The organism is Stagnimonas aquatica (assembly GCF_003730135.1).
GTDB classification, from domain to species: domain Bacteria; phylum Pseudomonadota; class Gammaproteobacteria; order Nevskiales; family Nevskiaceae; genus Stagnimonas; species Stagnimonas aquatica.
The window spans coordinates 376,980-400,986 of sequence record NZ_RJVO01000002.1 but is presented as its reverse complement, the minus strand read 5'-3'; the positions used below and the strand labels follow the sequence as shown (position 1 = coordinate 400,986).

At 68.2% G+C, this 24,007-nt stretch carries 19 protein-coding genes; 13 read left to right on the top strand and 6 right to left on the bottom strand.

What is annotated here, in order from left to right; all coding sequences use genetic code 11:
* Positions 1–7 precede the first annotated feature (7 nt).
* The 8 genes from ED208_RS06305 to ED208_RS06265 all read left to right on the top strand — a co-directional run bounded on the left by ED208_RS06305 (position 8) and on the right by ED208_RS06265 (position 10,548).
* The gene (locus ED208_RS06305; protein ID WP_233574885.1) at positions 8–2,530 is read left to right on the top strand and encodes a DUF1302 domain-containing protein; all 2,523 of its coding nucleotides are present in this window, start codon (positions 8–10) and stop codon (positions 2,528–2,530) included.
* Positions 2,531–2,721: 191 nt separating this feature from the next.
* On the top strand, positions 2,722–5,361 hold the full coding sequence (locus ED208_RS06300) for a DUF1302 domain-containing protein (RefSeq protein ID WP_123211021.1): 2,640 nt from the start codon (positions 2,722–2,724) through the stop codon (positions 5,359–5,361).
* A 173-nt stretch (positions 5,362–5,534) separates the two neighbouring features.
* Positions 5,535–6,122 (top strand): ubiquinol-cytochrome c reductase iron-sulfur subunit, encoded by a 588-nt coding sequence (gene petA / locus ED208_RS06295; RefSeq protein ID WP_123211020.1) that lies wholly within the window; start codon positions 5,535–5,537, stop codon positions 6,120–6,122.
* A gap of 23 nt (positions 6,123–6,145) precedes the next feature.
* Positions 6,146–7,408: a cytochrome b gene (locus ED208_RS06290; protein WP_123211019.1), complete on the top strand. Its 1,263-nt coding sequence runs from the start codon at positions 6,146–6,148 to the stop codon at positions 7,406–7,408.
* Positions 7,395–8,147: a cytochrome c1 gene (locus tag ED208_RS06285; RefSeq protein ID WP_123211018.1), complete on the top strand. Its 753-nt coding sequence runs from the start codon at positions 7,395–7,397 to the stop codon at positions 8,145–8,147. The genes ED208_RS06290 and ED208_RS06285 overlap by 14 nt, the downstream gene beginning before the upstream one ends.
* 53 nt (positions 8,148–8,200) lie before the next feature.
* Positions 8,201–8,827, top strand: a complete 627-nt coding sequence (locus ED208_RS06280; protein ID WP_123211017.1) for a glutathione S-transferase family protein — start codon at positions 8,201–8,203, stop codon at positions 8,825–8,827.
* 67 nt (positions 8,828–8,894) lie between these two features.
* Positions 8,895–9,329 carry a ClpXP protease specificity-enhancing factor gene (locus ED208_RS06275; protein ID WP_123211229.1) on the top strand — a complete coding sequence of 145 codons (435 nt, stop codon included), beginning with the start codon at positions 8,895–8,897 and terminating at the stop codon, positions 9,327–9,329.
* Between the two features lie 340 nt (positions 9,330–9,669).
* Positions 9,670–10,548 (top strand): CE1 family esterase, encoded by an 879-nt coding sequence (locus ED208_RS06265; RefSeq protein WP_148044704.1) that lies wholly within the window; start codon positions 9,670–9,672, stop codon positions 10,546–10,548.
* On the opposite strand, the gene ED208_RS06260 is transcribed toward ED208_RS06265, so the two are convergent.
* Genes ED208_RS06260 through ED208_RS06245 form a run of 4 tightly spaced genes read right to left on the bottom strand, consistent with a single transcriptional unit; the run spans position 10,545 to position 14,677 of the window.
* Complete coding sequence (locus ED208_RS06260; protein WP_123211015.1) at positions 10,545–11,963, bottom strand: FAD-binding oxidoreductase; 1,419 nt, start codon at positions 11,961–11,963, stop codon at positions 10,545–10,547. The genes ED208_RS06265 and ED208_RS06260 overlap by 4 nt on opposite strands.
* Entirely contained in the window at positions 11,938–12,531 is a 594-nt protein-coding gene (locus tag ED208_RS06255; protein WP_123211014.1) for a phosphoheptose isomerase, read from the bottom strand. The genes ED208_RS06260 and ED208_RS06255 overlap by 26 nt, the downstream gene beginning before the upstream one ends.
* The gene (locus ED208_RS06250) at positions 12,528–12,911 is read right to left on the bottom strand and encodes a YraN family protein (protein WP_233574883.1); all 384 of its coding nucleotides are present in this window, start codon (positions 12,909–12,911) and stop codon (positions 12,528–12,530) included. Before ED208_RS06250 ends, ED208_RS06255 begins: the two co-directional genes overlap by 4 nt.
* A complete protein-coding gene (locus tag ED208_RS06245) occupies positions 12,908–14,677 on the bottom strand; it encodes a penicillin-binding protein activator (RefSeq protein WP_123211013.1) in 1,770 nt (589 codons plus the stop codon). The genes ED208_RS06250 and ED208_RS06245 overlap by 4 nt, the downstream gene beginning before the upstream one ends.
* 39 nt (positions 14,678–14,716) lie before the next feature.
* On the opposite strand from ED208_RS06245, the gene rsmI reads away from it, so the two are divergent.
* On the top strand, positions 14,717–15,607 hold the full coding sequence (gene rsmI, locus ED208_RS06240) for a 16S rRNA (cytidine(1402)-2'-O)-methyltransferase (protein ID WP_233574881.1): 891 nt from the start codon (positions 14,717–14,719) through the stop codon (positions 15,605–15,607).
* Positions 15,608–15,777: 170 nt separating this feature from the next.
* A complete protein-coding gene (locus ED208_RS06235; RefSeq protein ID WP_158608464.1) occupies positions 15,778–16,464 on the top strand; it encodes a BPSL0067 family protein in 687 nt (228 codons plus the stop codon).
* A gap of 18 nt (positions 16,465–16,482) precedes the next feature.
* Here ED208_RS06235 and ED208_RS06230 read toward each other — a convergent pair whose 3' ends face one another.
* The gene (locus tag ED208_RS06230) at positions 16,483–17,745 is read right to left on the bottom strand and encodes an ATP-binding protein (protein ID WP_123211011.1); all 1,263 of its coding nucleotides are present in this window, start codon (positions 17,743–17,745) and stop codon (positions 16,483–16,485) included.
* Between the two features lie 157 nt (positions 17,746–17,902).
* Here ED208_RS06230 and ED208_RS06225 point away from each other — a divergent pair, with 157 nt between their 5' ends.
* Genes ED208_RS06225 through ED208_RS06215 form a run of 3 tightly spaced genes read left to right on the top strand, consistent with a single transcriptional unit; the run spans position 17,903 to position 22,003 of the window.
* Positions 17,903–19,207 carry an MFS transporter gene (locus ED208_RS06225; RefSeq protein ID WP_123211010.1) on the top strand — a complete coding sequence of 435 codons (1,305 nt, stop codon included), beginning with the start codon at positions 17,903–17,905 and terminating at the stop codon, positions 19,205–19,207.
* On the top strand, positions 19,170–20,108 hold the full coding sequence (locus ED208_RS06220) for an alpha/beta fold hydrolase (protein ID WP_123211009.1): 939 nt from the start codon (positions 19,170–19,172) through the stop codon (positions 20,106–20,108). The genes ED208_RS06225 and ED208_RS06220 overlap by 38 nt, the downstream gene beginning before the upstream one ends.
* On the top strand, positions 20,105–22,003 hold the full coding sequence (locus tag ED208_RS06215; RefSeq protein ID WP_123211008.1) for an MFS transporter: 1,899 nt from the start codon (positions 20,105–20,107) through the stop codon (positions 22,001–22,003). The genes ED208_RS06220 and ED208_RS06215 overlap by 4 nt, the downstream gene beginning before the upstream one ends.
* A 49-nt stretch (positions 22,004–22,052) precedes the next feature.
* Here the strand turns inward: ED208_RS06215 and ED208_RS06210 are convergent, their stop codons facing one another.
* The gene (locus ED208_RS06210; RefSeq protein WP_123211007.1) at positions 22,053–23,882 is read right to left on the bottom strand and encodes an alpha/beta hydrolase; all 1,830 of its coding nucleotides are present in this window, start codon (positions 23,880–23,882) and stop codon (positions 22,053–22,055) included.
* Positions 23,883–24,007 lie beyond the last annotated feature (125 nt).

The following is a 24,007-nucleotide window of genomic DNA, read 5'->3' as shown; positions in this document are numbered from 1 at the left end:
AGTTCCCGTGTCACTGCCGTATCGCTATCTCGCCTTGACCCTGCTGCTGGCCGCCCTGCCGGCGCAGGCCATCGAATTCAAGCTCCCCTACCGCGACGACGAAGTGAAGGGCGTGCTCAACACCGTGGTGACCGTCGGCGCCGCCTGGCGCATGCAGGAGCGCAGCGCGGCCCTGGTCGGCAAGTCCAACGTCGATCCGACGGTCTGCGGCATTCCCAACCAGTCCTGCCAGGCGGTATTCCGCGATCAGCTGTATCCCGCGCAGACGCTGGCGGCCGCTCCCGGCCAGTACTCGCTGAATGCCGACGACGGCAATCTCAATTACGACAAGCGCGACCTCATCCAGGCGCCGCTGAAGATCACTCAGGATCTCACTCTGGCTTACGGCGATTTCGGCTTCTTCGCCCGTACCCTTTTCTTCCACGATTTCGTCAACGACGACTTCGAGGAATACCACCCGAACCGCATTACCGCCGAGAACGCTGCCAGCGTCGGCTATTCCTCGTTCAATCCGGGCTTCACCCTGCCTTACCCGGGCGCCCGCGTGTACGGACCCGGTGCCGTGGTGCGCAACCAGCGCAGGGACAAGGAGGTGCTGCGCCAGGCCGGCCAGGACTACCAGTTCCTCGACACCTACGTGTACGGCAAGCTGCCGTTGCCGTTCAGCGACGAGAAGATGCTCAGCTTCAAGCTCGGCCGCCAGACCGTGAACTGGGGCGAGTCCACCCTGCTGGTGCTCAACTCGATCAATCAGGCGCAGCCGGTTAACGCCAACAACTTCATGCGCATCGGCACCCAGGTCGAGGAGGTGTTCACGCCGGTGGCGATGGCCTTTGCCAGCTTCGAGCCGTTCGAGAACGCCACGCTGGAGGCCTTTTACCAGCTCGAATGGCAGCCGGTGGAAGCGCAGACCCCGGGCACCTATTTCTCCACCATTGATGTCGGCACCAACAACGCGGGCGACTACGTGTTCGCCAGCTTTGGTGGCGCCGCCGAAGATCCGGACGGCAAGGCCTCGCTGCAGTACAACCCGCTGGCGCGTATCACCGACACCACCTTGCGCCTGCAGCGCCAGCCCGATCTGGAACCGGACGCCGCAGGCCAGTTCGGCGTCGCGCTCAAGTACTACGCCGAGAACATCAACTCCGGCAGCGAGTTCGGCTTCTACTTCATGAACTACCACTCGCGTCTGCCCTACGCGAGCTTCTTTGCCGCCGACGCCAGCTGTGCCCGCCGTGAAGGCAATGCCCTGGGCATCGACGCCTACGATCCGCTCAGCTTCGTCGCTGCCTGCCCGGGCATTCCGCAGCTGTCGGTGGATCCCAGCAATGCCAGTTCCAGCGCCGCGCCGCTGGATACCGCCAGCTTCATGCTGGAGTACCCGAAGAACATCCAGCTCTACGGCATCTCCTTCAACACCACGGTCGGCGATTACTCCCTGCAGGGCGAGGTGGCCTACCGCCCCAACCTGCCCTTGCAGGTGGACCAGGAAGATCTGGTGTTTGCCGCCTACGGCCCGACGCTTACCCGCTGCCACGACCAGAACCTGGCGCGGCTGGCGCTGCCGGGACTGAACCTGGGCGCAGCCAGCACCGCGCTCAACAATCTGCTGTCCGGTCTGGGCCTGCCGGTGGGCGTGCCCAATGTGCTGCCGGTCGGTAGTGGCTGCGCCGGCACCACGGTAGGCATCGACACCAACAGTGCCTACCTGGGCACGCTCTACGGCCCCAGCGATTTTCTCGACGCCAACGGCAACAATCCCTTCCCCGATACCTTCGACCTCGGTGTCGGCCATCTGCCGGGCTCGGCGCGCTCCTTCCCCAGCTTCATCATCCCCTACCGTGGCGGCGTGGTCGGCGAGAACGCGCCCACCGACCGCAGCAAGGCGCTGGACCCGAACAATCCGGGTTACATCCGTGGCTACGAGCGCTTCGGGGTGTATCAGTTCAACCTGGGCGCGACCCGCGTGCTGGGAGCCACCGAGAATCCCTTCGCCGCCGATCAGATTCTGCTGCTGGCCGAGTTCGGCGCCACCTGGGTGCCCGACCTGCCGCCGCTGGATCAATTGCAGATCGAGGCGCCCGGCACCTTCACCCATGCCAGCGCCGGTGCCGACGGCTCGGGCGGCTACTTCACCGACGAAACCCGGCGCATGGCCTGCTCCACCAACCCGACCTGCTCCTACGGTGCCGACGGCGCGCGGTTCAATCCGCACCAGCAGGATCCCGAGGGCTACACCGACCGCTTCTCCTGGGGCTACCGGATGATCGCCATCGTCAAGTACGAGAGCGTGCTGCCGGGCATTTCCTTGCAACCCTTCCTGGTCTGGAGCCACGACGTCAACGGCACCGCGCCGGGGCCAGGCGAGAACTTCGTGCAGGGGCGCAAGACCGTCTCGGCCCTGCTGGAGACCCGCTACAAGTCCAGCTTCTCGTTCAATCTCGGCTACACCTGGTTCACCGGCGGCGGCAGCTACAACCTGTTGCGCGACCGCGACTATGCCCAGGTGTTTGCCAAGTACCTGTTCTGAATTGTTGCAGCGGTTGAGAAAAGGACGCCCCCGGCGTCCTTTTTCTTTTCTCACTTTCTTTTTTGCCTGTATTGCGGCTGCTCGGAGGCTGCTGCTACCTTCCATGAATAAGCAGGCGCTGTTGTCAGGGCGCCGCAAATTTTAAGAGTCCGCGTCTGCGGGCCAGTGCGTGAGAGAGAGGAGGAGAGAGCATGGGGTACCGTCTTGGACGTCCTGGGCTGCTGCTGGCCCTGTTCGCGGCACTGGTCTGGCAGGGGAGTGCCCACGCGGTGGAATTCACGTTTCCCTACGGCGATGAGGGCATCACCGGCGTGCTCAATTCCACCATCACCGCCGGTGCGCAGTGGCGCATGCAGGAGCGCTCGCAGTCGCTGGTGGGCAAGGCCAATCTCGATCCCAATGTCTGCGGCCGCAAGGCCAACGGCACGCCGCTCTATCAGTCCTGTCAGGGCCTGTTCCGTGCCCAGACCTACCCGGCGGCGCGGCTGTCGGAAGTGCCGGGGCAGTTCTCGAACAATTTCGACGACGGCAACCTGAACTACGACAAGGGTGACCTCACCCAGGCGCCGATCAAGCTCACCCAGGACTTGACGCTCAACTACGGTGACTACGGCTTTTTCGCCCGCGCGCTGTACTTCTACGATCTGGTGAACAACGACTTCACCGAGAACCACCCCAACCGCATCACCAAGGACAACTATCTGCAGGTCGGCAATGCCGTTACGGCCTTGCAGAATCTGCCGCTGCCGCGCACCGATTCGCGACCCTGCGATGCCGCGCGCAACCCTCTCGGGTTGCCGTGCAGCATCCTTTACGGCCCCGGCGCGCAGGTGAACAGCAAGCGCACCGACGCCGCGACCCTCAGGCAGATCGGTCAGAACTTCCAGTTGCTGGACGCGGTGTTCTACGGCAAGGCGCCATTGCCGTTCGACCGCGAGCTGACCTACAAGCTGGGGCGGCAGACCATCAACTGGGGCGAGTCCACCCTGCTGGTGATCAACTCGGTGAACCAGGCCCAGCCGGTCAACGCCAACAATTTCCTGCGCACCGGCTTCGCGGTGGAGGAGGTTTTCACGCCGCAGACCTCGGCATTCGGCAGTTTCGAGCCGTTCGAGAACGCCACCATCGAGGCCTACTACCAGTTCGAGTGGCAGCCGGTGGAGATTCCCGCGCCCGGCTCCTACTTCTCCTTTGCCGACCTCGGTACCGACAACGCCGGCAACTTCGCCACCATCAGCTTCGGTGGTGCCGCCGAGGATGCCGACGGCAAGGGCCGGCTGATCGACAACCCGCTGTCGGGGCTGACCGATACCAGCCTTCAGGCGCAGCGGCTGCCCGACAACGAACCCGACCGCTTTGGTCTGAGCAACCAGTACGGCATCTCCCTGAAGTACTTCGCGGAATGGCTCAACAACGGCACCGAGTTGGGTTTCTACTTCATGAACTACCACTCGAAGCTGCCCTATATCAGCACCTACGCTTCGATCGACTCCTGCGGCCGTTATTCGCGCAGCACCCTGCAGTTCCTGGCCGACTGCCCGGGCATTCCCTTGCTCGCCAGCCTGACCAATCCCAACGACCCCGACTCCTACCGCATTGATCCGGCCACCGGCCAGACCAAGACGGTGAACGATTACTCGGCGGTGCCGTTCGACAGTGCCAAGCTGCAGTTCGAGTACCCGAAGAACATCAAGATGCTCGGGGTGTCGTTCAACACCACGCTTGGCGAGTACTCGATCCAGGGCGAGGTGGCGTACCGGCCGAACATGCCGCTACAGGTGGATCTCGAAGACCTGCTGTTCGGCGCCTTCGGGCCGACGCTGTCGCTGTGCCAGAACCCGACCGTCGGCGGCACGCCCTGCGCCGGAACCGGCAATGGCACCGGCCTGGCGCTGGGCGCCTTGCCGCCGCAGTTGCAGGCCGCTCTGGGGCCGCTGGTGGACTCGCTGGGCGGCAACATCAATGCCGTCGGCGGCATCGGCACCGACGCCAACGGCAACCCGGTGCTCTATCCGGGCAGCGATTACGTGGTCGATGCCAACGGCACTCCCGGCGCCTACAACGACACCTTCGACCTGCTGGTCGGCCACATGACCGGCTCCTCGCGCTCGTTCCCCAGCTTCATCATTCCCTACCGGGGTGGTGCAGTGGGCGAGAACCCGGGCAGCGACCCGACCCGGCCCTACGACCACAACAATCCGGGCTACATCCGCGGCTACGAGCAGCTCGGCGTTTACCAGTTCAACTTCGGCGCCACCCAGGTGCTGGGCGCGACCGACAACTGGATCGGCGCCGACCAGATTCTCGGCGTGCTGGAAGTGGGCGGCACCTGGATCCCGGACCTGCCGCCGCTGGACGTGCTCCAGTTCGAGGCGCCGGGTACCTACACCCATGCCAGCGCCGGTGCCGACGGTTCCGGCTCCTACTACACCGACGCCACCCGTCGGCAGGCCTGCTCGACCAATCCGACCTGCTCCTACGGTCCGGATGGCCTGCGCTTCAACCCGCACCAGGCCGACCTCAGCCTGTATCCGGACAAGTTCTCCTGGGGCTACCGGATCATCAGCATCATCCGTTACGAGAGCGTGTTCCCGGGCATCAGCTTCCAGCCCCAGATCATCTGGCAGCACGACATGAACGGCACCGCGCCGCAGCCGCTCGACACCAATTTCGTCGAGGGCCGCAAGACCGCGAGCATCAACTTCGAGGTGCGCTACAAGTCCTCGCTGTCGATCAATCCTGGCTACACCTGGTTCACTGGCGGCAAGGGCGCATCCAATCTGTACCGCGACCGCGACTTCGCACAGCTCTACGTGCGCTACCAGTTCTGAGGCAGGTCCGCCCTCCGCGCCCCGGCGAGTTCCGCCCGGGCGGGGGAGGGCAAACGGTGACGTCGCCCCGGGCGCGCCGTTATACTTGCCGAGTTTCGGGATTGCGGCCCGCTCTATGCGGCCGCAGGCCAGTTCCCAGCCAAATTTTCGAATTCCAGCGAGGGTATCCGTACATGAGTACCGAAGGCGTCGACACCAGCCGCCGCCGCTTCCTCACGCTTGCCACTACCGGCATGGGCGTGGTGGGCGGCGCTGCCGTGGTTTGGCCGTTCCTGGCCTCCCTGAGGCCCAGTGCCAAGGCGCAGGCGGCTGGCGCTCCGGTCACCGTTGACCTGACGGCGGTGGAGCCGGGCCAGAAGCTCAGCGTCACCTGGCGCGGCAAGGCGGTCTGGGTTGTGCGTCGCACCCCCGAGATGGTCGCCAGCCTCGACAAGGTCACCGCCGATCTGACCGACCCCGAGTCCAAGAGTTCGCTGCAGCCGGCCTACGTCAAGGGTGCCGGTCGCTCGATCAAGCCGGATGTGCTGGTCACCATCGGCAACTGCACCCACCTCGGCTGCATTCCGACCTTCCGTCCCGAGCACCCCGCGCCGGACATTCACCCTCACTGGGAAGGTGGCTTCTTCTGCCCCTGCCACGGTTCCAAGTTCGACCTCGCCGGCCGCGTCTACAAGGGCTCTCCGGCCCCGGTCAATCTGGTGATCCCGCCGCACCGCTTCGCCAGCGACCTCTCGGTCGTCATCGGCGAAGACCAGGCCTAAGTTCCGCGAGCGAGTTTTAAGACATGGCCATTGTTCCCAACCCGTACAAGACCACCGGCTTCCTCGGCTGGATCGACGACCGCTTCCCGCTGACCAAGCTGTGGAAGGATCATCTCTCCGAGTACTACGCGCCGAAGAACTTCAACTTCTGGTACTACTTCGGCTCGCTGGCGCTGCTGGTGCTGGTCAACCAGCTGATCACCGGCATCGTGCTGACCATGCACTACAAGCCGGGTGCCGAGACCGCCTTCGACTCGGTCGAATACATCATGCGCGATGTGCCCTGGGGCAACATCATCCGCTACATGCACTCGACCGGCGCCTCGGCGTTCTTCATCGTCGTGTTCATGCACATGTATCGCGGCCTGCTCTACGGCAGCTACAAGAAGCCGCGTGAGCTGATCTGGGTGTTCGGCGCGCTGATCTTCCTGGTGCTGATGGCCGAAGCCTTCTGTGGCTACGTGCTGCCCTGGGGCAACATGAGCTACTGGGGTGCGCAGGTGATCATCAGCCTGTTCGGCACCATCCCGGTGATCGGTCCCGACGTGGTGATCTGGGTGCAGGGCGACTACTCGCCGGCCGATGCCACGCTCAACCGCCTGTTCTCGCTGCACGTCATCGCGCTGCCCTTCGTGCTGGTCGGCCTGGTGGTCGCCCACCTGATCGCGCTGCACGAAGTCGGCTCCAACAACCCCGACGGCGTCGAGATCAAGAAGCACAAAGACAAGGCCACCGGCATCCCGCTCGACGGCATTCCCTTCCACCCGTACTACACGGTGAAGGACATCGTTGGCGTCACCGTGTTCCTGATGATCTTCGCGGGCATCATCTTCTGGGCTCCGGACGGCGGCGGCTACTTCCTTGAGAAGCCGAACTTCACCCCGGCCAGCGCCATCAACACCCCCGAGCACATCACCCCGGCCTGGTACTTCGGCAGCTTCTACGCGATCCTGCGCGCCACCCCGCCGCTGTTCGGCTCGGCGCTGCCGGGCGTGATCGCCATGTTCGGCGCGGTGCTGGTGATCTTCTTCGTGCCCTGGCTGGACCGCTCGCCGGTGAAGTCGATCCGCTACAAGGGCCCGCTGTTCAAGATCGCCCTGACGCTGTTCACCATCGCCTTCATCGCCTTGTCCTACTACGGCATGCAGCCACCCAGCCCGCTGGGCAAGCTGGTGTCGCAGATCGGCAGCGTGGTGTACTTCCTGTTCTTCTTCCTCATGCCCGTCTACACCAAGATGGATTCCTACAAGACCGAACCGGAGCGCGTGACCCATGACGCTCACTAAGATTCTCGCCTCCGGCCTGCTGGCGCTGGCGGGCATCGGCGCCTCGGGCGCGGCCCTGGCGTCTTCCGGCGGTGCCGAGTTGCAGTACTTCCGCGCCGACACCGGCAACCTGCCCTCGTTGCAGCGCGGTGCCCGCGACTTCATGGCCTACTGCTCGGGCTGCCACGGTCTGAAATACCTGCGCTACAACCGTCTGGCCCAGGATCTCCAGATTCCCGAGGAGCTGCTCAAGGCCAATCTGATGTTCACCAGCGAAAAGCCGGGTGACACCATCGTTTCGGCCCTGCCGAAGAACGCTGCTGACTGGTTCGGTGCCCAGCCGCCCGACCTGTCGCTGACCGCCCGTTCGCGCGGTGCCGAGTGGGTCTACACCTATCTCCAGAGCTTCTACCTCGACCCCAGCCGTCCGCTGGGCGTCAACAACACCGTGCTGCCGGGGGCTTCCATGCCGCACGTGCTCTGGGAGTTGCAGGGCCTGCAGGCCAAAGTTGAGCACCACGGTGAGGCTGCGGCCGAAGGCGAGCACGGCGCCAAGCCGTTCGAGCTGGTGCAGAAGGGCAAGCTGTCGCCGGAGGAGTACAAGAAGTTCGTCGGCGATCTGACCAACTTCCTGGTCTATGCCGCCGAGCCGGGCCGCAACCACCGCATCGCGTTTGGCTGGAAGGTTCTGGCTTTCCTCTCGGTCTTCTTCGTCCTGGCCTATGCCCTGAAGAAGGAATACTGGAAGGACGTGCATTGAGATTCAGCGCCCTGGCTGTTGGCCTGGCGGCCCGCTAGTCGAGCCGCCAGATCATGAGCCTGCGTCGTCCCCGCAACAGCCTCCCCCCCAAGCCCGCGCCGGTCGCGGGCTTGGTGCTTTACGCCGGCAGTGATCTCTGGAGCGACTGGGCGCGGCTGATCTTCACCGAGAAGGACGTGGTCGATGCGCGTGTCGACCGCCTGCGTGCCGGCGCGCCACCCAATGAAGACTTGCTGGTGCTCAACCCCGAGCAACGGCTGCCGGCCCTGGCCGACCGCGAGTTGCTGATCACCGGTGCCAGGGTCATCGCCGAATACCTGGAAGAGCGCTATCCGCATCCACGGCTGATGCCCACCGATCCCGCTGGCCGGGCGCGGGCGCGGATGGTGCTGGAGCGCTTCGAGCAGGAGCTGTTCCCGCTGTTGGAGGAGGCCGCTGGCGACAAGGCGGCCGCCAAGGCGGCGCGTCTCAAGCTGGGGCAGACCCTGGCGGTCAGCGCCCGCTCGTTCAGCGCCCGTGGCTGGTTCCTGGGGCCGGAGTTCAGCCTCGTCGACAGCGCCTGGGCGGTCTGGCTGCAAGGGGTGTTCGCGCGCGGCATCGAGCCGCCCGAGCCGGTGCGCAACTACGCCGAACGTCTGGCCCAGCGGCCGGCGGTGCGGCGTTTCTTCACCGGCCGCTGAAATCCGGCCCGGCCGCCAAGGCGGCCGGCTATCCTTGGCGCCTGTTTTCGCTTGTCGAGTGCTGGCCGTGTCAAAGACCCATAAATCCCGCCGTCCGTACCTGATCCAGGCCATCTACGACTGGGCGGTGGACAACGGCCACACCCCGCACATCCTGGTGGCCGCCGACTATCCGGGCGTGGCGGTGCCCCGTCAGTACGTGCAGGAGGGTCGCATCACCCTCAATCTGTCGCCGATGGCGGTGCAGTCCATGCACCTCGACGACGATCCCCTGTGGTTTTCCGCCCGGTTTTCCGGCCGGCCCTTCGAGGTGGTGATTCCCTCCGGCGCGGTGCTGGCGATCTTCGCCCGGGAAAACGGCGAGGGTCTGGTGTTCGGCGAGGTGGAGCCGCCGGAGGGAGAAACCGACGCCGAGACAGGGGCCGATCCCGTGGTTTCCCAGGATGAGCCGCCGGAGCCGCCCAAGCCCAAGGGACGGGGGCACCTGCGGGTGGTTAAGTAGGCGGTCTGGCAATCCCCTCTAGCCGGGTGCAAGCTGGCCGCCGCACTCTCGGCGAGATCGCGACCGCCGGACCTGTATTGGGAGGTAGATCATGCGAGCTGAGACATTGTGTCGGTGTCGTGGGCTGTTGATGGTCTTGCTTTCCCTGTTGCTTCTGGCCGCTTGCGGAGGGGGCGGCGACTCCGGGGGGAGTTCGGGCGGCGGTGGCAGCTCCTCGGGCGGGAGCAGCGGCGGCAGTGGCGGTTCCAGCGGCAGTGGCTCGGGGAGCAGTGGCAGCTCCAGTGGCAGCGGTTCGAGCAGCGGTAGCTCGGGCTCGCAACCGCTGCCGACCGATGGCTACGTGAGTGGACCCACTGATCGCGACTCCGCCACCGTCACGGTCGATGGCCGCCAGATGGTTCTCTGGCGAGGCACGGAAGCCGGTGTCGAGACGCTGAGCCATCAGGGCGTGCTGCGCAGCTACTTGGTCGTCCGTCCGCAGGGCCTGAACGCGGATGTGCCGGTGATGATGTTCCTGCACGGCAACAACGGAACTCCGCAGGGCATGTCCGATCAGGTCGAGGCGGCGGCGCTGGTTGCCAGTCAGCGCCTAGTGGCGGTGTTGCCCGAGGCCACCGACCTCCGCTGGTCGGAGGACCCTTCCGATACCCGTGGCATCGACGACATTGGCCTGATCAGCGCCGTCGTGCAGCGTTTGCGCGGCACCGCGCATATTGATGCCCAGCATTTCTACCTCAGCGGCTTTTCCAACGGCGGCGCGATGGTGGAGCGCTATGCCTGCTCGAATCCGGGCGCATTCGCCGCCTATGGCGTGGTCTCGGCGGTGCTGCGCCCATCCATCGCCGCCGCTTGCGCGAGCAGTCCGGCGCGGCCGATCGCCTACATGCTCGGCACCCTGGACCCGGTAGTGGCCTTCGACGGCCTCAGCGGCTTCTCCTCGGCGGCCACCTCGGTGGCGCACTGGGTCGATGCCCAGGGCTGCACCGGTGAGAGCACGGAAGCGCTGCCGAATACCGCGCTCGACGGCACCACCACCGATCTCACCCGCTACACCGGCTGCGCGCAGGGCAACGAGCTGCGCTTCTACAAGATCAACGGTGGCGGCCACGCGTGGCCGGGCGGCACTTTCCAGGGGCTGGCCAGCAGCATCGGCCTGACCGCGCGGGACTACTCGGCCACCGAAGCCTTCTGGGACTATTTCGGCGCTTACCGAAATTAGATGCCTGTTGCCGTCGGCAGGGCCTTGCCGGGATTGAGGATGCCCAGCGGGTCGAAGAGCTGCTTCACCGCGCGCATCTGTTCAAGCGTGTCGGCGTCCACCTCCCAGCCGACGTAGTCGCGCTTGTCGATGCCGACACCGTGCTCGCCGCTGAGCGTGCCGCGCAGCGACAGCACCAGTCGGAACAGCGCCGCCAGGCAAGCCTCGATGCGCCCCATCTGTGCCGGGTCGTCCGGGTTGGCGAGCAGATTGACGTGGATGTTGCCGTTACCGGCATGGCCGAAGCAGACGATGGGCAGGCCGTGCGCGCGGGACAGCGCCTGCACCCCGGCGATCAGCGCCGGTAGCTGGGTGACCGGCACCGCCACGTCCTCATTGACCTTCTTCGGCGCCAGCTTGCGCAGGCTGGGCGAGAGCGCCTTGCGGCAGGCCCAGAGCGTCTCTGCTTCCTCAGCGCTGCCGGCGCTGCGCAGCTCGACTAGCCCGGCGCCGCTCGCCGCCGCCTCGATGGCGCGTACCGTTGCCGGCAGCGTCTCGGCCTCGCCGTCGGCCTCGATCAGCAGCAGCGCGCCGGTGCCGGCGGGGACGCCAGTGGGCCGGTACTCCTCGGCCAGCCGCACCGCCTCGCCGTCGAGGAATTCCAGCGCCGAAGGGATCGCCGGCTGGCCCATGATCCGCGCCACCGCCTCGGCGGCGGCAGTGACATCGGCATAGGCGGCGCGCAGCAGGCGGGTCTGGCTGGGCCTGGGCAGCAGCTTGAGCGTGGCCTCGGTGATGATCGCCAGCGTGCCCTCGCTGCCGATCAGCAGGCGGCTCAGGTCGTAGCCGACCACGCTCTTGCTGGTGTAGGCGCCGGTGGTGAGCGTGCGGCCTTCGCCAGTGACCGCCTTCAGCCCCAGCACCGCGTCGCGGGCGGTGCCGTACTTCACCGCGCGCGGCCCGCCGGCGCCGCAGGCGAGGTTGCCGCCGACGGTGCTGAAGGCGGCACTGGTCGGGTCCGGCGCCCAGAACAGGCCGTGCCGGCCGGCGGCGGCCTGCACCGCGCCATTGAGCGCGCCGGCCTCGCAGCGCAGCAGGCGGTCGCCGGGGGAGACTTCGAGGATGCGGTCCATGCGTTCCAGCGACAGCACCAGGCCGCCGGCCAGCGGCACGCTGGCGCCGGTGGTGTTGGTGCCACGCCCGCGCGCGGTCAGCGGCACGCGGTACTGGTGGCAGAGTCGCACCACGGCCTGCACCTGCTCGTGGTTCTGCGCGAAGGCAACAGCTTGCGGCAGGGTCAGCCGCCGTGAGTTGTCGTAGCCATAGGTCAGGCAGTCGGCTGGATCGGTCAGCAGCGCCGCCTCACCCAGCAGGCCGCGCAGCGCCGCGACGAAGGCCGCCGGCAGCGGCTCAGGGCCTGGGGTAGAGCAGCTCATCCAGGGCGTCGCAGAGGCAGTGCAGGAACAAGAGATGCACTTCCTGCACGCGGGCGGTGACGGCGCTGGCGGCGCGCAGTTCCACGTCCTCGCCCTGGAGCATCCGCGCCATCGCGCCGCCGTCCTTGCCGGTCAGCGCGATCACGCTCAGGCCCTTGGCTTGCGCCGCCTCGATGGCCTTGACCACGCTGGGCGAGTTGCCGGAAGTGGAGATCGCCAGCAGCAGATCGCCGGGCCGGCCGAGACCGCGCACCGCCTTGGCGAACACCTGTTCGTAGCCGTAGTCGTTGGCGATGGCGGTGAGCTGCGAGCTGTCGGTGGTGAGGGCGAGGGCGGCGAGTTCCGGCCGCTCGCGCTCGTAGCGGCCGACCAGTTCGGCGGCGAAGTGCTGGGCGTCGGCGGCACTGCCGCCGTTGCCGCAGGCCAGCACCTTGTGGCCGGCGTCGATGCGCGCCGCCAGGAGGCGCGCGGCGCGCGCGATGGCGGGTAGGGCGCTGTCCAGGGTCGCGCGCTTGGCGGCGAGGCTGGCTTCGAAATGACCGCGCAGGCGGTCCTCTAGGGAGCTCATGCGAAATCGTCCATGGAGAAGGCGGCTTGCAGCCACTCGCGGCGGCCATCGGCCTCGTAGGCCAGCACGTCGAAGCGCAGCGGCGCCTCGGCCTGGCGCGGATGCCGTTGCAGCCAGGCCAGTGTGGCGGCGGCGATGCGGCGCTGCTTCCTGCGGTCCACCGAGCCGGCGGCACCGCCATAGCCGGCGTGGCCGCGCTGGCGCACCTCGACCACCACCAGGGTGTCGCCGTCCTGCATCACCAGGTCCAGTTCGCCGCGCGGGCAGCGCCAGTTGCGTTCCAGCGTGCGCAGGCCGCGGCTCAGCAGATAGCGCTCGGCCTCGCGCTCGGCATCCTGGCCGCGCACGGCGGCCAGCCTGGCCTTGAGCGCGGCGATCACTCGCCGCCCTCGTCGCTGACCGGATTCGGCGCCACCAGCGTGGTGCAGCTCAGCCGTCGGTGCAGGGCGGCGTCAGCCTCGATCACCAGTTCGCCGGTGAGTCCCGGGACGGCGTTGCCCGGCGCCAGGCCCTCGCTCTGCATCCGCCGTGCGAGGTTGTAGGCGTCGTAGCCGAGCGCGAACAGCCGCTGGGCGTCGGGACTGCGCGGGTTGACGGTCGCCAGCGTGCCGCGCAGGTCGGCAAGCGGGCCGGTGGTGTCCAGGCGCCAGGGCGCGTCGCAGACGCGCAGGCCGCCGAGGTCGGCAGGGCCGGCATCGGCCGCCGCCGCCGGCGCATAGGTGGCGATGCGGCCGGCGCGGAAGTAGCGGAGCTGCGGCCAGATCAGCTTGGCCTGGGCGGCGCGGGCGCCGATGAAGATCACGTCGACATCGCCGCGCGGCCGCGCCGCCGCCTCGGCACGGATGCCGATGTTGGCGAGCTGCTTGCCGCGCTGCTCGGAGGCATCCAGCGCCAGCAGTTGCTTGAGGCTGGTGGAGAAGTCCACGGTCGCGGGGGCGAAGCGCGCCTCCGCCAGCACCCGGCCGCCGCGCGCCTCCAACTGGCTGCGGAAGGCCTGCGCCACGCGCTCGCCCCAGTCGCCCTGCTGGCTGAAGATCAGCGCCCGCAACTGGCCGGCGTTGGCGGCATCCTCGGCGGCGGCGCGGGCTTCGTCCTCCGGCGCCAGGCCGAAGGGGGTGAGGCCGGTCGGCGGACTGCGGCCGGCATCCAGATAGTTGAGCGCCAGCGTCGGCAGCCGCAGCGGCGAGGCGGCGAGGGCAGCGACATCTTCCTTGCGCAAGGGGCCGATCAGCAGGCCGGCACCGGCGGTGATCGCCGCCTGCTGGGCCGCTTCCAGGCCGGGAGCGAGATCCTGCACGCTCAGGGCCGGCGCTTGCGGACCAGCCTGCTGACGCGCGGCCTCGGCGCCGGCGCGCACCGCCTGCGCGGCGCTGGCCAGCGGGCCGCTGAGCGGCAGCAGCAGGGCGAAGTCGCGGCCGCCCACCAGCGGTGCCGGCGCCGGGCTGTCCGGCAACAGCAGCGCTGGCAGCTGGCTGACGCCAGGATGGTCGGGATGGCTGGCGCGCCAGGCCTCCACCGCCACCAGGGGCGCGCCGCCGCGCGCCAGCTGCGCCAATTCGATCCAGCCGCTGACCAGGGTGTTGCCGCTGTTGACGCTGCCCTCGGGCAGCGGCGCGCGACCGAGTTCGGTCCACAGCGCCTGCCAGTTGGCCTCGCGCGCCTCGGGAGAGAGCAGGGGGTCGCGGGCGACCCGGCTGGCGGTGCCCGCCACCGCGTCACCGAGCGCGAACTGCACCTGGGCGCGCACAGCCAGACCTTCCACCGCCAGCGGTGCGTCGAAGCTGGCCGGCAAGGCCTGCAAGGCGCCGCTGGCATCGCCCAGCTGCAGGCGGGCGCGGGCCCGCAGCAGGCCGGCGCGTTGGAACTGACGGTTGTCGAGCGAGGCCGGCGGCAGCTTCTGCAGCAGCGGATCGACGCCGGCCGGTTCACCGGCCGCAAGCAGCGATTCGGCGGCGAGCAGGCTGTAGTCCGCCGCCAGCCCGCCCTTGGTCTGGCGGGCGGCGTCCTGATAAAGCCGGCTGGCCTCGCGGTACTCGCCGCGCGCCGCCGCAGCCTGGGCGGCGGCGGCCGGCGACTCGGCCATGGCGGGCAGGGCGGTGTGCAGCAGCAGGGCCAGCAGAGCGGCGCGGTGGAACGCGGTGTTCATGGCTAAAGTATCGCACGCCCCCTCAAGACCTCCGCACCCGTGACCATCGTCGAAGAACCGCTGCTGCCCGGCTGCCTGTACGTGGTGGCGACGCCGATCGGCAACCTCGGCGATCTCTCGCCACGGGCGCGTTCGGTGCTGGCGCGGGTCGACGGCATCTGCGCCGAAGACACCCGCACCAGCGGCCAGTTGCTGGCGCAGTTCGGCATCCAGCAGTCGCTGCTGGCCCTGCACGAGCACAACGAGGACCGCATCGCCGCGCGGGTGGTGGCCGACCTCGCCGCCGGCAAAACCCTGGCCCTGGTCAGCGATGCCGGCACGCCGCTGGTTTCCGATCCCGGCTACGCGCTGGTGAAGGCGGTGCGCGAGGCGGGCGGCGAGCTGCGCGCCATCCCCGGCCCCAGCGCCTTGATCGCGGCGCTGTCGGTGGCCGGCCTGCCTACCGACGAATTCCGCTTCGCCGGTTTTCTGCCGGCCAAGCCCAATGCCCGTCGCGAGCGCCTGCGCGCGCTGGCGGCCGAGACCGCCACCCTGGTGTTCTACGAGGCGCCGCACCGCATCGTCGAATGCGCCGAAGATCTGGCCAGCGAGCTGGGCGCCGGGCGGCTGGTGTGCCTGGCGCGCGAGCTGACCAAGCGTTTCGAGCAGAGCGTTCGGCTGCCGGCCGGCGAGCTGGCGGCCTGGCTCAAGGCCGACGACAACCACCAGCGCGGTGAGTTCGTGCTGGTGGTCGCCGGCGCCCCGGCCGGCGAGGCGGGCAGCGTGGTTTCCGCCGAGCAGACCCTGCGGCTGCTGCTCAAGGAGCTGCCGCCCTCGCGCGCCGCCCGGTTGGCCGCCGAACTCACCGGCGCCAAGCGCAAAGCCCTCTATGAGCGGGCGCTGCAACTCGGCGGAGCGGCCGAGGAGACCGCCGGCGACATCGCCGACTAGGCCGGAATGCGGCCCGCGCAGGCTGGCGGCTCGCAATTATTACTACCCCTTCGAATCACTTTATTCCTGAAAACTCCTTGACCCCGAATGCAGGCAAACACTAAGGTCCGGCACTGTTTTTGCGAAAACGTGCCGGTACTGGCGTCATGTGCCGCCGCTGGAGTTCAAAGATGCGAGTTTTCTCCCTGGTCGGGAGCCTGTTTCTCGGCCTTAGTTTGAGCACCCTGGTTCAGGCTGCCCCAGCAGTCGCGGGCACTGCCGGGGCGCATACCCATGCGGTGACGGTTTCGTCGAAGAATGCGGCGACGAAGCCGAAAAAAAAGAAATCCACCACCACCGCCAAGGCGCATCAGGCGCTGGCCAAGCGTCCGTCGGTGGCCGCCGTCGCTGCTGAAACGGAGGCCGGCAACGCGTACGCGGACCGCAGTCTGGACGGCCACTACGGCCTGAGCCCGGAACGGGTCTACGAGGGCGTTCTGCCCGGCGAAGGCGTGGAAGTCGCCTACCCCAGCTTTGCCAACAGCGCCGGTCGCACCGAGTGCGTGGAGCTGATCAAGGGCCTGCTCGACGCGCCCAGCACCCGCCAGTGGCAGGAAGGCCGCAAGCTCAAGGCCCACGCCGACCAGATCCAGCCTGGCACCGCCATCGCCACCTTCGTCAATGGCCGCTACCCGCAGGCCCGCCGGCGCGGCAACAAGCACGCGGCGATCTTCCTGCGCGCGACCGAGCAGGGCATCTACGTGCTCGACCAGTTCGTGCACCAGCAGCACGCCCAGGAGCGTTTCATCCCCTGGCACAACCCGCGCGACCGTCGCGCCGCCAACAACGCCAGCAGCTATTCGACAGTGCGCTGGTAGGCCGCTCCGCGCCCGCGTTCAGTTGCTGCGGCGGTAGATCCTTCCGTCCGGCGCGGTCAGGCTCGCCGCCATAGGGCTGTGTCGCCGCGCCCAGCGCCGCCAGAACGGCGTGCCGGCGTAGTCAAAGTCGATACAGGCCTGCACCAGCGCCGGCTGCTCCCAGGGCACGTCGTGGTGCGCGGTTTCCAGCGCCGGGTCTTCGGGGTTTTTCAGCCAGGTGCCGGGGAACATCGCGATCTGGCCGCGATTGGTCAGCGCCGGCCGGTCGGCGACGGCCTGCCCCAGCCACTGGCGGCTGAGTGCCGCCACCAGATCGCGGCCCGGCCCCAGTGCCAGCGCGGTCACCGGCGTCGCGCGCGGATTCACTTCGATCAGGTAGGCCCGGCCGCTCGCCGCTTCGAGCATGAAGTCGAAGCCGCAGAGGCCGGAAAGACCCAGCCGCCGTACCAGGCGTCGTGCCGCCTGCTCCATCTCCGGGTGCTCGATCGGCTGGATCAGCGTCGCCGCGCCGGTGGCACTGAGTGTCGCCAGCGCCTCGACGCTGCTCCCCGCCAGTACCTCGCCCTGCCAGCAGGCCACCGCCCGGTTGGCGGGACGCCCGGCGATGTATTGCTGAGCGATCAAGCCCTGACTCTGGCGGTCGCGCAACTGGTCGAGCAGGAAGTGATCGTGGTTCACCAGCAGGCGCTTGAGGATGCGCAGCGCGCTGGGTTTGGCCGACACTGCGCGATAGGCCGGCTCCAGTTCTTGCGCCTCGCGGATGATCGCCACGCCGGTGCCGCCGAAAGTGCCGTCGGCCTTCAGCACCAGCGGCCAGCCTTGCTGTCGCTGCCAGGCCTGAAGGTCGGCCAGGCTGCGGATCTCCGCCGTCTCCGGAATGCGTACCTGCTCGGCCCGCGCCGCCGCCATCAGTGCTTCGCGGCGGGTGGCTTCCAGGCAGGCGTCGGGGTTGCCCAGGGAGCGCTCGATCAGCGGCCGCAGCGCCGGCCGCTGCTGCGCCACCCGGTGCAGGCGCACCACCGCACTGTCGTCGCAGGGGATGATGAAATCCGGCGCGCCCTGCTCGATGGCGGCGATCAGCGCCGCCAGCGGATCGAGCAGACTGTAGGGGTGCAGCCGTCGCACTGCCGAGGTGCTGCCGAGCACGTGGCCGCGCGGGCCGACAGCTTCCACCTGCCAGCCCGCCTCGGCGAAGGCGATGGCCAGACGCGCCGGGAAAGGCCAGTGCTGGGTGGCGACCAGCAACAGCCGGGATGGCGCCGGAATTTCCGAGGGACTCATTGTTGTGATCGTGGTGGTCTGTTCTCCGGTCCTCGATTTGACTGCAAGTCGGGGCCAGCCGCCAACCACACAGGCCTGCGGGCTTGCGGGCCGGGCTGGCCCTGCGGCAAGGTGATCTGGCGCGGACTCTTCGCGCCGCTACCCGTAATCCACCGCCATGGCCGCGCCCGCCGCCGCAAGCTCTCACGATCCCTACGCTGCCTTGCGTTACCCCGAGTTCCGCCGCCTGGTGGCCGGCAGCTTTCTGCTCACCCTGGCCTTGCTGGCTCAGGAAGTGGCGCTGGGCTACGAGCTGTACCTGCTGACCCGCGACCCGCTGACCCTGGGTTTTCTCGGGCTCGCCGAGGCCATCCCCTTCATCGCCCTGGCCCTGGTCGGCGGCCATCTCGCCGACCGCCGCGAGAAGCGCAATCTGATTCTCGGCGCGCTGCTGGCGATCTTCGTCGCCTCCACCTGGCTGCTGGCGCTGTCGCTGGACGCCAGCCGCGCCGCCTTGCCGCAGACGCCCTGGCTGCTGGCGATCTACGGCGCCATCGTGCTCATTGGTTTTGCGCGCGGCATCTTCTCGCCCTCGGCCAGCTCGCTGAAGGCCTTCCTGGTGCCGCGCGAGATCTATGGCAACGGCGCCACCTGGTCCTCGGCCGGCTGGCAGGTGGGCGCCATCCTCGGCCCGGTCAGCGGCGGCCTGCTCTATGCCGCCTTTGGCCTGGAAGGCACGCTGCTGGTGGTGATGGCCCTGCTGGCCGCGTCCGCCGTGCTGGTTGCCGGCATCCGCAAGCGCGGCGTGCCGGCGGCGGGCGAGGGCGGCGACGACCTCTGGGCCTCGCTGAAGGAAGGCCTGGCCTTCGTCCGCAATACCCCGATCATCCTTTACGCCATCACCCTCGACCTGTTCAGCGTGCTGTTCGGCGGCGTGGTGGCGATCCTGCCGGTGTTCGCCGAGGACGTGCTGCACGTCGGCGCCACCGAGGTGGGCCTGATGCGCGCCGCCTCCAGCGTCGGCGCGGTACTCACCCTGCTGCTCTGCGCCTGGTATCCGCCCACCCGCCGCGCCTGGCGCAATCTGTTGTGGGTGATCGCCGGCTTCGGCCTGGCGACCCTGGTGTTCGCGCTGTCGCGCAGTTTCTGGCTGTCGATGTTCGCCTTGTTCCTCACCGGAGCCTTCGACTCGGTGAGCGTGGTGATCCGCTCCACCATCCTGCAGGTGATGCCGCCCGATCATCTGCGCGGTCGCGTGCAGTCGGTCAACAGCGTGTTCCTGTCCTGCTCCAACGAGATCGGCGCCTTCGAGAGCGGCCTGGCGGCGCGGCTGATGGGCGCGGTGCCAAGCGTGGTGTTCGGCGCCGGCATGACCTTGTCCATCGTCGCCGGAGTCTGGACGCGTTCCGGCAAACTGTTCGCGGTCAACCTGCTGGAGCTGGGCAATGAGCGCAAACCCGACACTCCGGCCGCCGTCGCCTGAGGCCTGGCGCGCCGCCGGTGCCCACTTCGACTATCGCGGCCAGCGCATCTACTACCGCGACAGCGGCGCGTCGGCGAAGCCGGCGCTGTTGCTGATCCACGGCTTTCCCAGCGCCTCCTGGGACTGGCACGGGCTCTGGGCGCCGCTGGCCGAGCGCTTCCGCCTGATCGCGCCGGACATGATCGGCTTCGGCTTTTCCACCAAGCCGCGCGGCTGGGGCTATTCCATCCACGACCAGGCCGATCTCCACGCCGCGCTGTGCGCGCGGCTGGGCGTGAGCGAAGTGCATGTGCTGGCGCACGACTACGGCGTCTCGGTGGCGCAGGAGCTGTTGGCGCGGCATGAAGCTGCATTTCTCCCTCCCCCGTTTACGGGGGAGGGTCGGGGTGGGGGCGTTTTGCGCCTGCGCTCCATCGTCTTCCTCAACGGCGGCCTGTTCCCGGAAACCCATCGCCCCCGGCCCATCCAGAAGCTGCTGCTATCGCCACTGGGTCCGCTGGTCAGCCGCCTGTTCAACGAGCGTGGCTTCCGCAAGAGTTTTTCCGCCGTATTCGGCCCCGATACCAAGCCCAGCGCGGCCGAGCTGGCCGCCTTCTGGCAACTGGTTGCCTACAACGACGGCGGCCGGATCATGCACGAGCTGATCCGCTACATCCTCGACCGCCGCCAGCACCGCGAGCGCTGGCTGTCGGCGATGCAGCGGACAGCGGTGCCGATGCGCCTCATCAACGGCCCGGTCGATCCGGTGTCCGGCGCGCACATGGTGGCGCGCTACCGCGAGCTGATCGCTGCGCCCGACGTGGTGAGCCTGCCGGGCATCGGCCACTATCCCCAGGTCGAAGCGCCGCAGGCGGTGCTCGACGCCTTCCTGCAATTCCACGACCGCCAGCGAGTCTCATGAGCGAATCCACCGGCACCGGGCACAGCCAGTTTGGCCTCTTGAAGGCGCGCCGTTTCGCGCCGTTTTTCTGGACTCAAGCGCTGGGCGCGTTCAACGACAATGTGTTCAAGAACGCGCTGATCATCCTGGTGACCTTCGGCATCGCCGGCCTGAGCGAGGGCCAGCGCGCCCTGTACGTCAACCTCGCGGCCGGGCTGTTCATCCTGCCGTTCTTCCTGTTCTCCGCCTTCGCCGGCCAGTTGGCGGAGAAGTACGAGAAGTCGCGGCTGATCTGCGGCATCAAGCTGCTGGAGCTGGGCATCGCGGTGCTCGCCGCCGTCGGTCTGGCGATGCAGAGCGTGGGCTTCCTGCTCGCCGTGCTGTTCCTGCTCGGCCTGCAGGCCACGCTGTTCGGGCCGGTGAAGTACGCGATCCTGCCGCAGCATCTGCGCGCGGACGAGCTGGTCGGCGGCAATGCTCTGGTGGAGGCCGCGACCTTTCTCGCCATCCTGCTCGGCACCATGCTTGGCGGCTGGCTGGTGGCGCAGCCGGGCGGCGCGCACTGGGTGGGTGGCACGGTAATCGCCGTGGCGGTGATCGGCTACCTCAGCAGCCGCGCAGTGCCTCTCGCCCCGGCCGCCGCGCCCGAGCTGCTGATGCGCTGGAACCCGATCACCGAGACGGTGCGCAACATCGCCTTCATGCGCGGTAACCGCACCGTATTCCTGTCGGTGCTGGGCATCTCTTGGTTCTGGTTCTACGGCGCGATGTTCCTCTCGCAACTGCCGGCCTATACCAAGACCACGCTCGGCGGCGGCGAGGAAGTGGTGACCCTGCTGCTGACGGTGTTCTCGCTGGGCATCGGACTGGGCTCACTGCTCTGCGAGCGCTTGTCCGGCCACAAGGTCGAGATCGGCCTGGTGCCCCTGGGCTCGATCGGCCTCACCGTGTTCGGCGTCGATCTCTACTTTGCCGCGCCGGGTGTGGCGGAAGGCGTGGCGCTGGATGCCAAGGCGTTCATTGCCCAGGTTGGCAACCACCGCGTGCTCTGGGACTTGCTGCTGATCGGCGTGTTCGGCGGCTTCTACATCGTGCCGCTCTACGCCCTGATCCAGACCCGCAGCGAGGCCAGCCACCGCTCGCGCATCATCGCCGGCAACAACATCCTCAACGCCGCCTTCATGGTGGTTGCCGCCGCGCTCGCCATCGCCTTTCTCAAGGCGGGCCTGAGCATCCCGCAACTGCTGCTGGTGACTGCGCTGATGAACGCCGCCGTGGCGGTGTTCATCTACAGCCTGGTGCCGGAATTCTTGATGCGCTTCCTGGTGTGGCTATTGATCCACACGCTGTACCGAATCCGCGCCGAGGGGCTGGAGAAAATTCCCGACGAGGGCGCGGTGATCGTCGCCGGCAATCACGTCAGCTTCGTCGATGCGCTGATCGTCGGCGGCAGCATCCGCCGGCCGGTGCGCTTCGTCATGTACCACAAGATCTTCAAGATCCCGGTACTCAACTTCATCTTCCGCACCGCCCGCGCCATCCCCATCGCCCCGGCCAAGGAAGACGAGGCGCTGCTCAAGCAGGCGTATGAAGACATCGACGCCGCGCTGAAGAACGGCGAGGTGGTGGGCCTCTTTCCGGAGGGCGGGCTCACGCCGGACGGCGACATCCAGGAGTTCAAGGCCGGCATCGAGCGCATCCTTGCCCGCACCCCGGTGCCGGTGGTGCCCTTCGCCCTACGCGGCCTGTGGGAAAGCATGTGGAGCCGCCGAGACTCGCGCCTGCGCCGCATGCGCCTGCCGCGTCGCCTGCGGGCCAGGATCGAACTGATCGCCGATGCGCCCGTTGCCGGCGACACCCTGAAGGCGGCGGAACTGCAACAGCGCGTCTCCGCCCTGCGCGGCGATTCGGCCTGAGGCCCTGGCGGTGACCGGCGGCTGTCGGCCGCCGGATCCGCCGCAAGATTCAGCGCGCGCGGCGACGGCTGCCGAGTAGCAAGAGGCCGAGCAGCAGCGAAGCCGTTAGCGCGCCGCCGCCGCTGGCCGCACCCGAGGAGCCACCCGGCGCACCGCCGGAGGAGCTGCCGGAGCCAGTGCTGCTGCCACTACTGCCACTGCTGCCGCTGCTGCTGCCGGAGCTGGAGCTGCTGGACGAGCCCTCTGGCTCGCAGCCGCCAGAGCTGCCCCCTGAGCTGCTCGACGACGACGAGCCCGAGCTGCTGCCGGACCCGCTCCCCGAACCGCTCGCCGAGCCCCCGCTCGTGCTACTGCCGCTGGTGCCGCCGCCGCTGCTCGATCCGCTGCCGCTACCCGAGCCGGAACTGCTGCTGCCGGATGTTGAGCCACTGGCCCCGGAACTGCTGGAGCTGCTGCTGGACTCGCCTTGGCAGCCGCAGCCGGCGCGGATGTCCTCGCAGAGCGCCGGGCTGCCGTCGCGCTTGGGGAAGGCCCGCGCCGAACGCGCGTAGAAGCTGTAGCGATCCACCCAGTCGCTGTCGGCCAGCAGGCGCGCGTCGGCATCGTCATAGCCCGCCTCGCCCGGTTGCTTGAGCCAGCGGTCGAACCAGGCCAGCGAGTAGTTCTCGGCCAGCGGCCGTCCCCAGCCACCGACGCACTGACCGTCGACCACTTCCGGGCACCAGCTGGTGGCGGGAAAGGTCGGGATCAGGCTCCACTCGAAGTGCGTCGAGCCCTGGATGGTGAGCTGGTATACCGGCACGCCAGCGTCGCGCCAGGCGCTGTAGGCCGCCTTGTCGGACTCCGGGTCGGGCGCTTGCGTGAAGGGCGTGCCGCCGATGCCGTACTCGCTGGTCTGCCCCATCGCCGGCACTCGCGCCACCACGGCCGGGGTGCCGCTGCTGGCGGCGCCGGGCGCGCGCAGCGAATCCCAGGCAACGATCACCTTCACCGGATTCTCGCGGTCGAGCCGTCCGGGCCAGGGCTCCGCGCCCTCGCCGCCGTAGGCCTGCACCACCGACACCCCGGTTGCGCCCAGCGAGTGGCCGGCGATGCCCAGCCGTGCCCGGTCGATACGGTCGTGAAACGGGTTGAAGTCGGTGACCGGGGTCGGGTAAGTGCCAGCGCAACTGGCGTTGTGCGGGTAGGGCATCACCGGCGTCGAACGGAAGAAGTCGATGACGTTGACCAGACCCTCCCAGAACACCGCCGAGTTGAGGTTGCTGCCTTGCTCCCCGGAGGGAGTCTGCTGGTCGCTGCGGCCCTGGCCGCGCGGGTCGAAGCTCATCACCACATAGCCCTGCCGCACCAGCGCCTGCGCCATCCACCAGTACAGCGGCTCCGGGGCCTGGATGCTGCCGTTCTCGATCACCACTGCCGGCAGGTTGGCGCCGGCACGACTGCCTTTCGGCGCCCACACTCGTCCCGAGAGTCGCGCACAGCCTTGGTCGTAGATCACCAGCGGAATGACCTCGGCCTCGTTCTCATAAAACGGATCGAAGCCCGGGTAGCGGAAGGGGTCGCCCGCGCACTGCAGTGCCCAGGTTGTGCAGAGCGGCAGCACCGGCGTGTTGCCACTCGGCAGCAGCAGCCAGCTACTGTCGCCCAGCGCGCGCTGGTTCCACTCGACGAGGTTGGCCGTGGACTGCGGCAGCCAGCGCGCCTGGAAGGCCGGCAGCAACTGTTCGGTGGGCGCCTCGGTGGTCTTTGCGTAGTTCAGCGCCTCGCGCTGCACCCAGGCCGGCGTGTTCGGCGCCGGGCCTTCAGGGATCGCCAGCGCGGCGCTGCTCAGCAGCCACGAGACTGCGGCTGCGAGCCGCAGGGGTTTGGAAATGATCATCGGTCTCCTCCACGGCCGCGTCTTGGCGCGACCTTGTGACGAAGAGACTACTCCGGCCGTTTGGGTAAGGGGGCTTACGCTACGGCGTACTCACCTGCGCGGTTGCTGGTTCGCCGCCATGACTC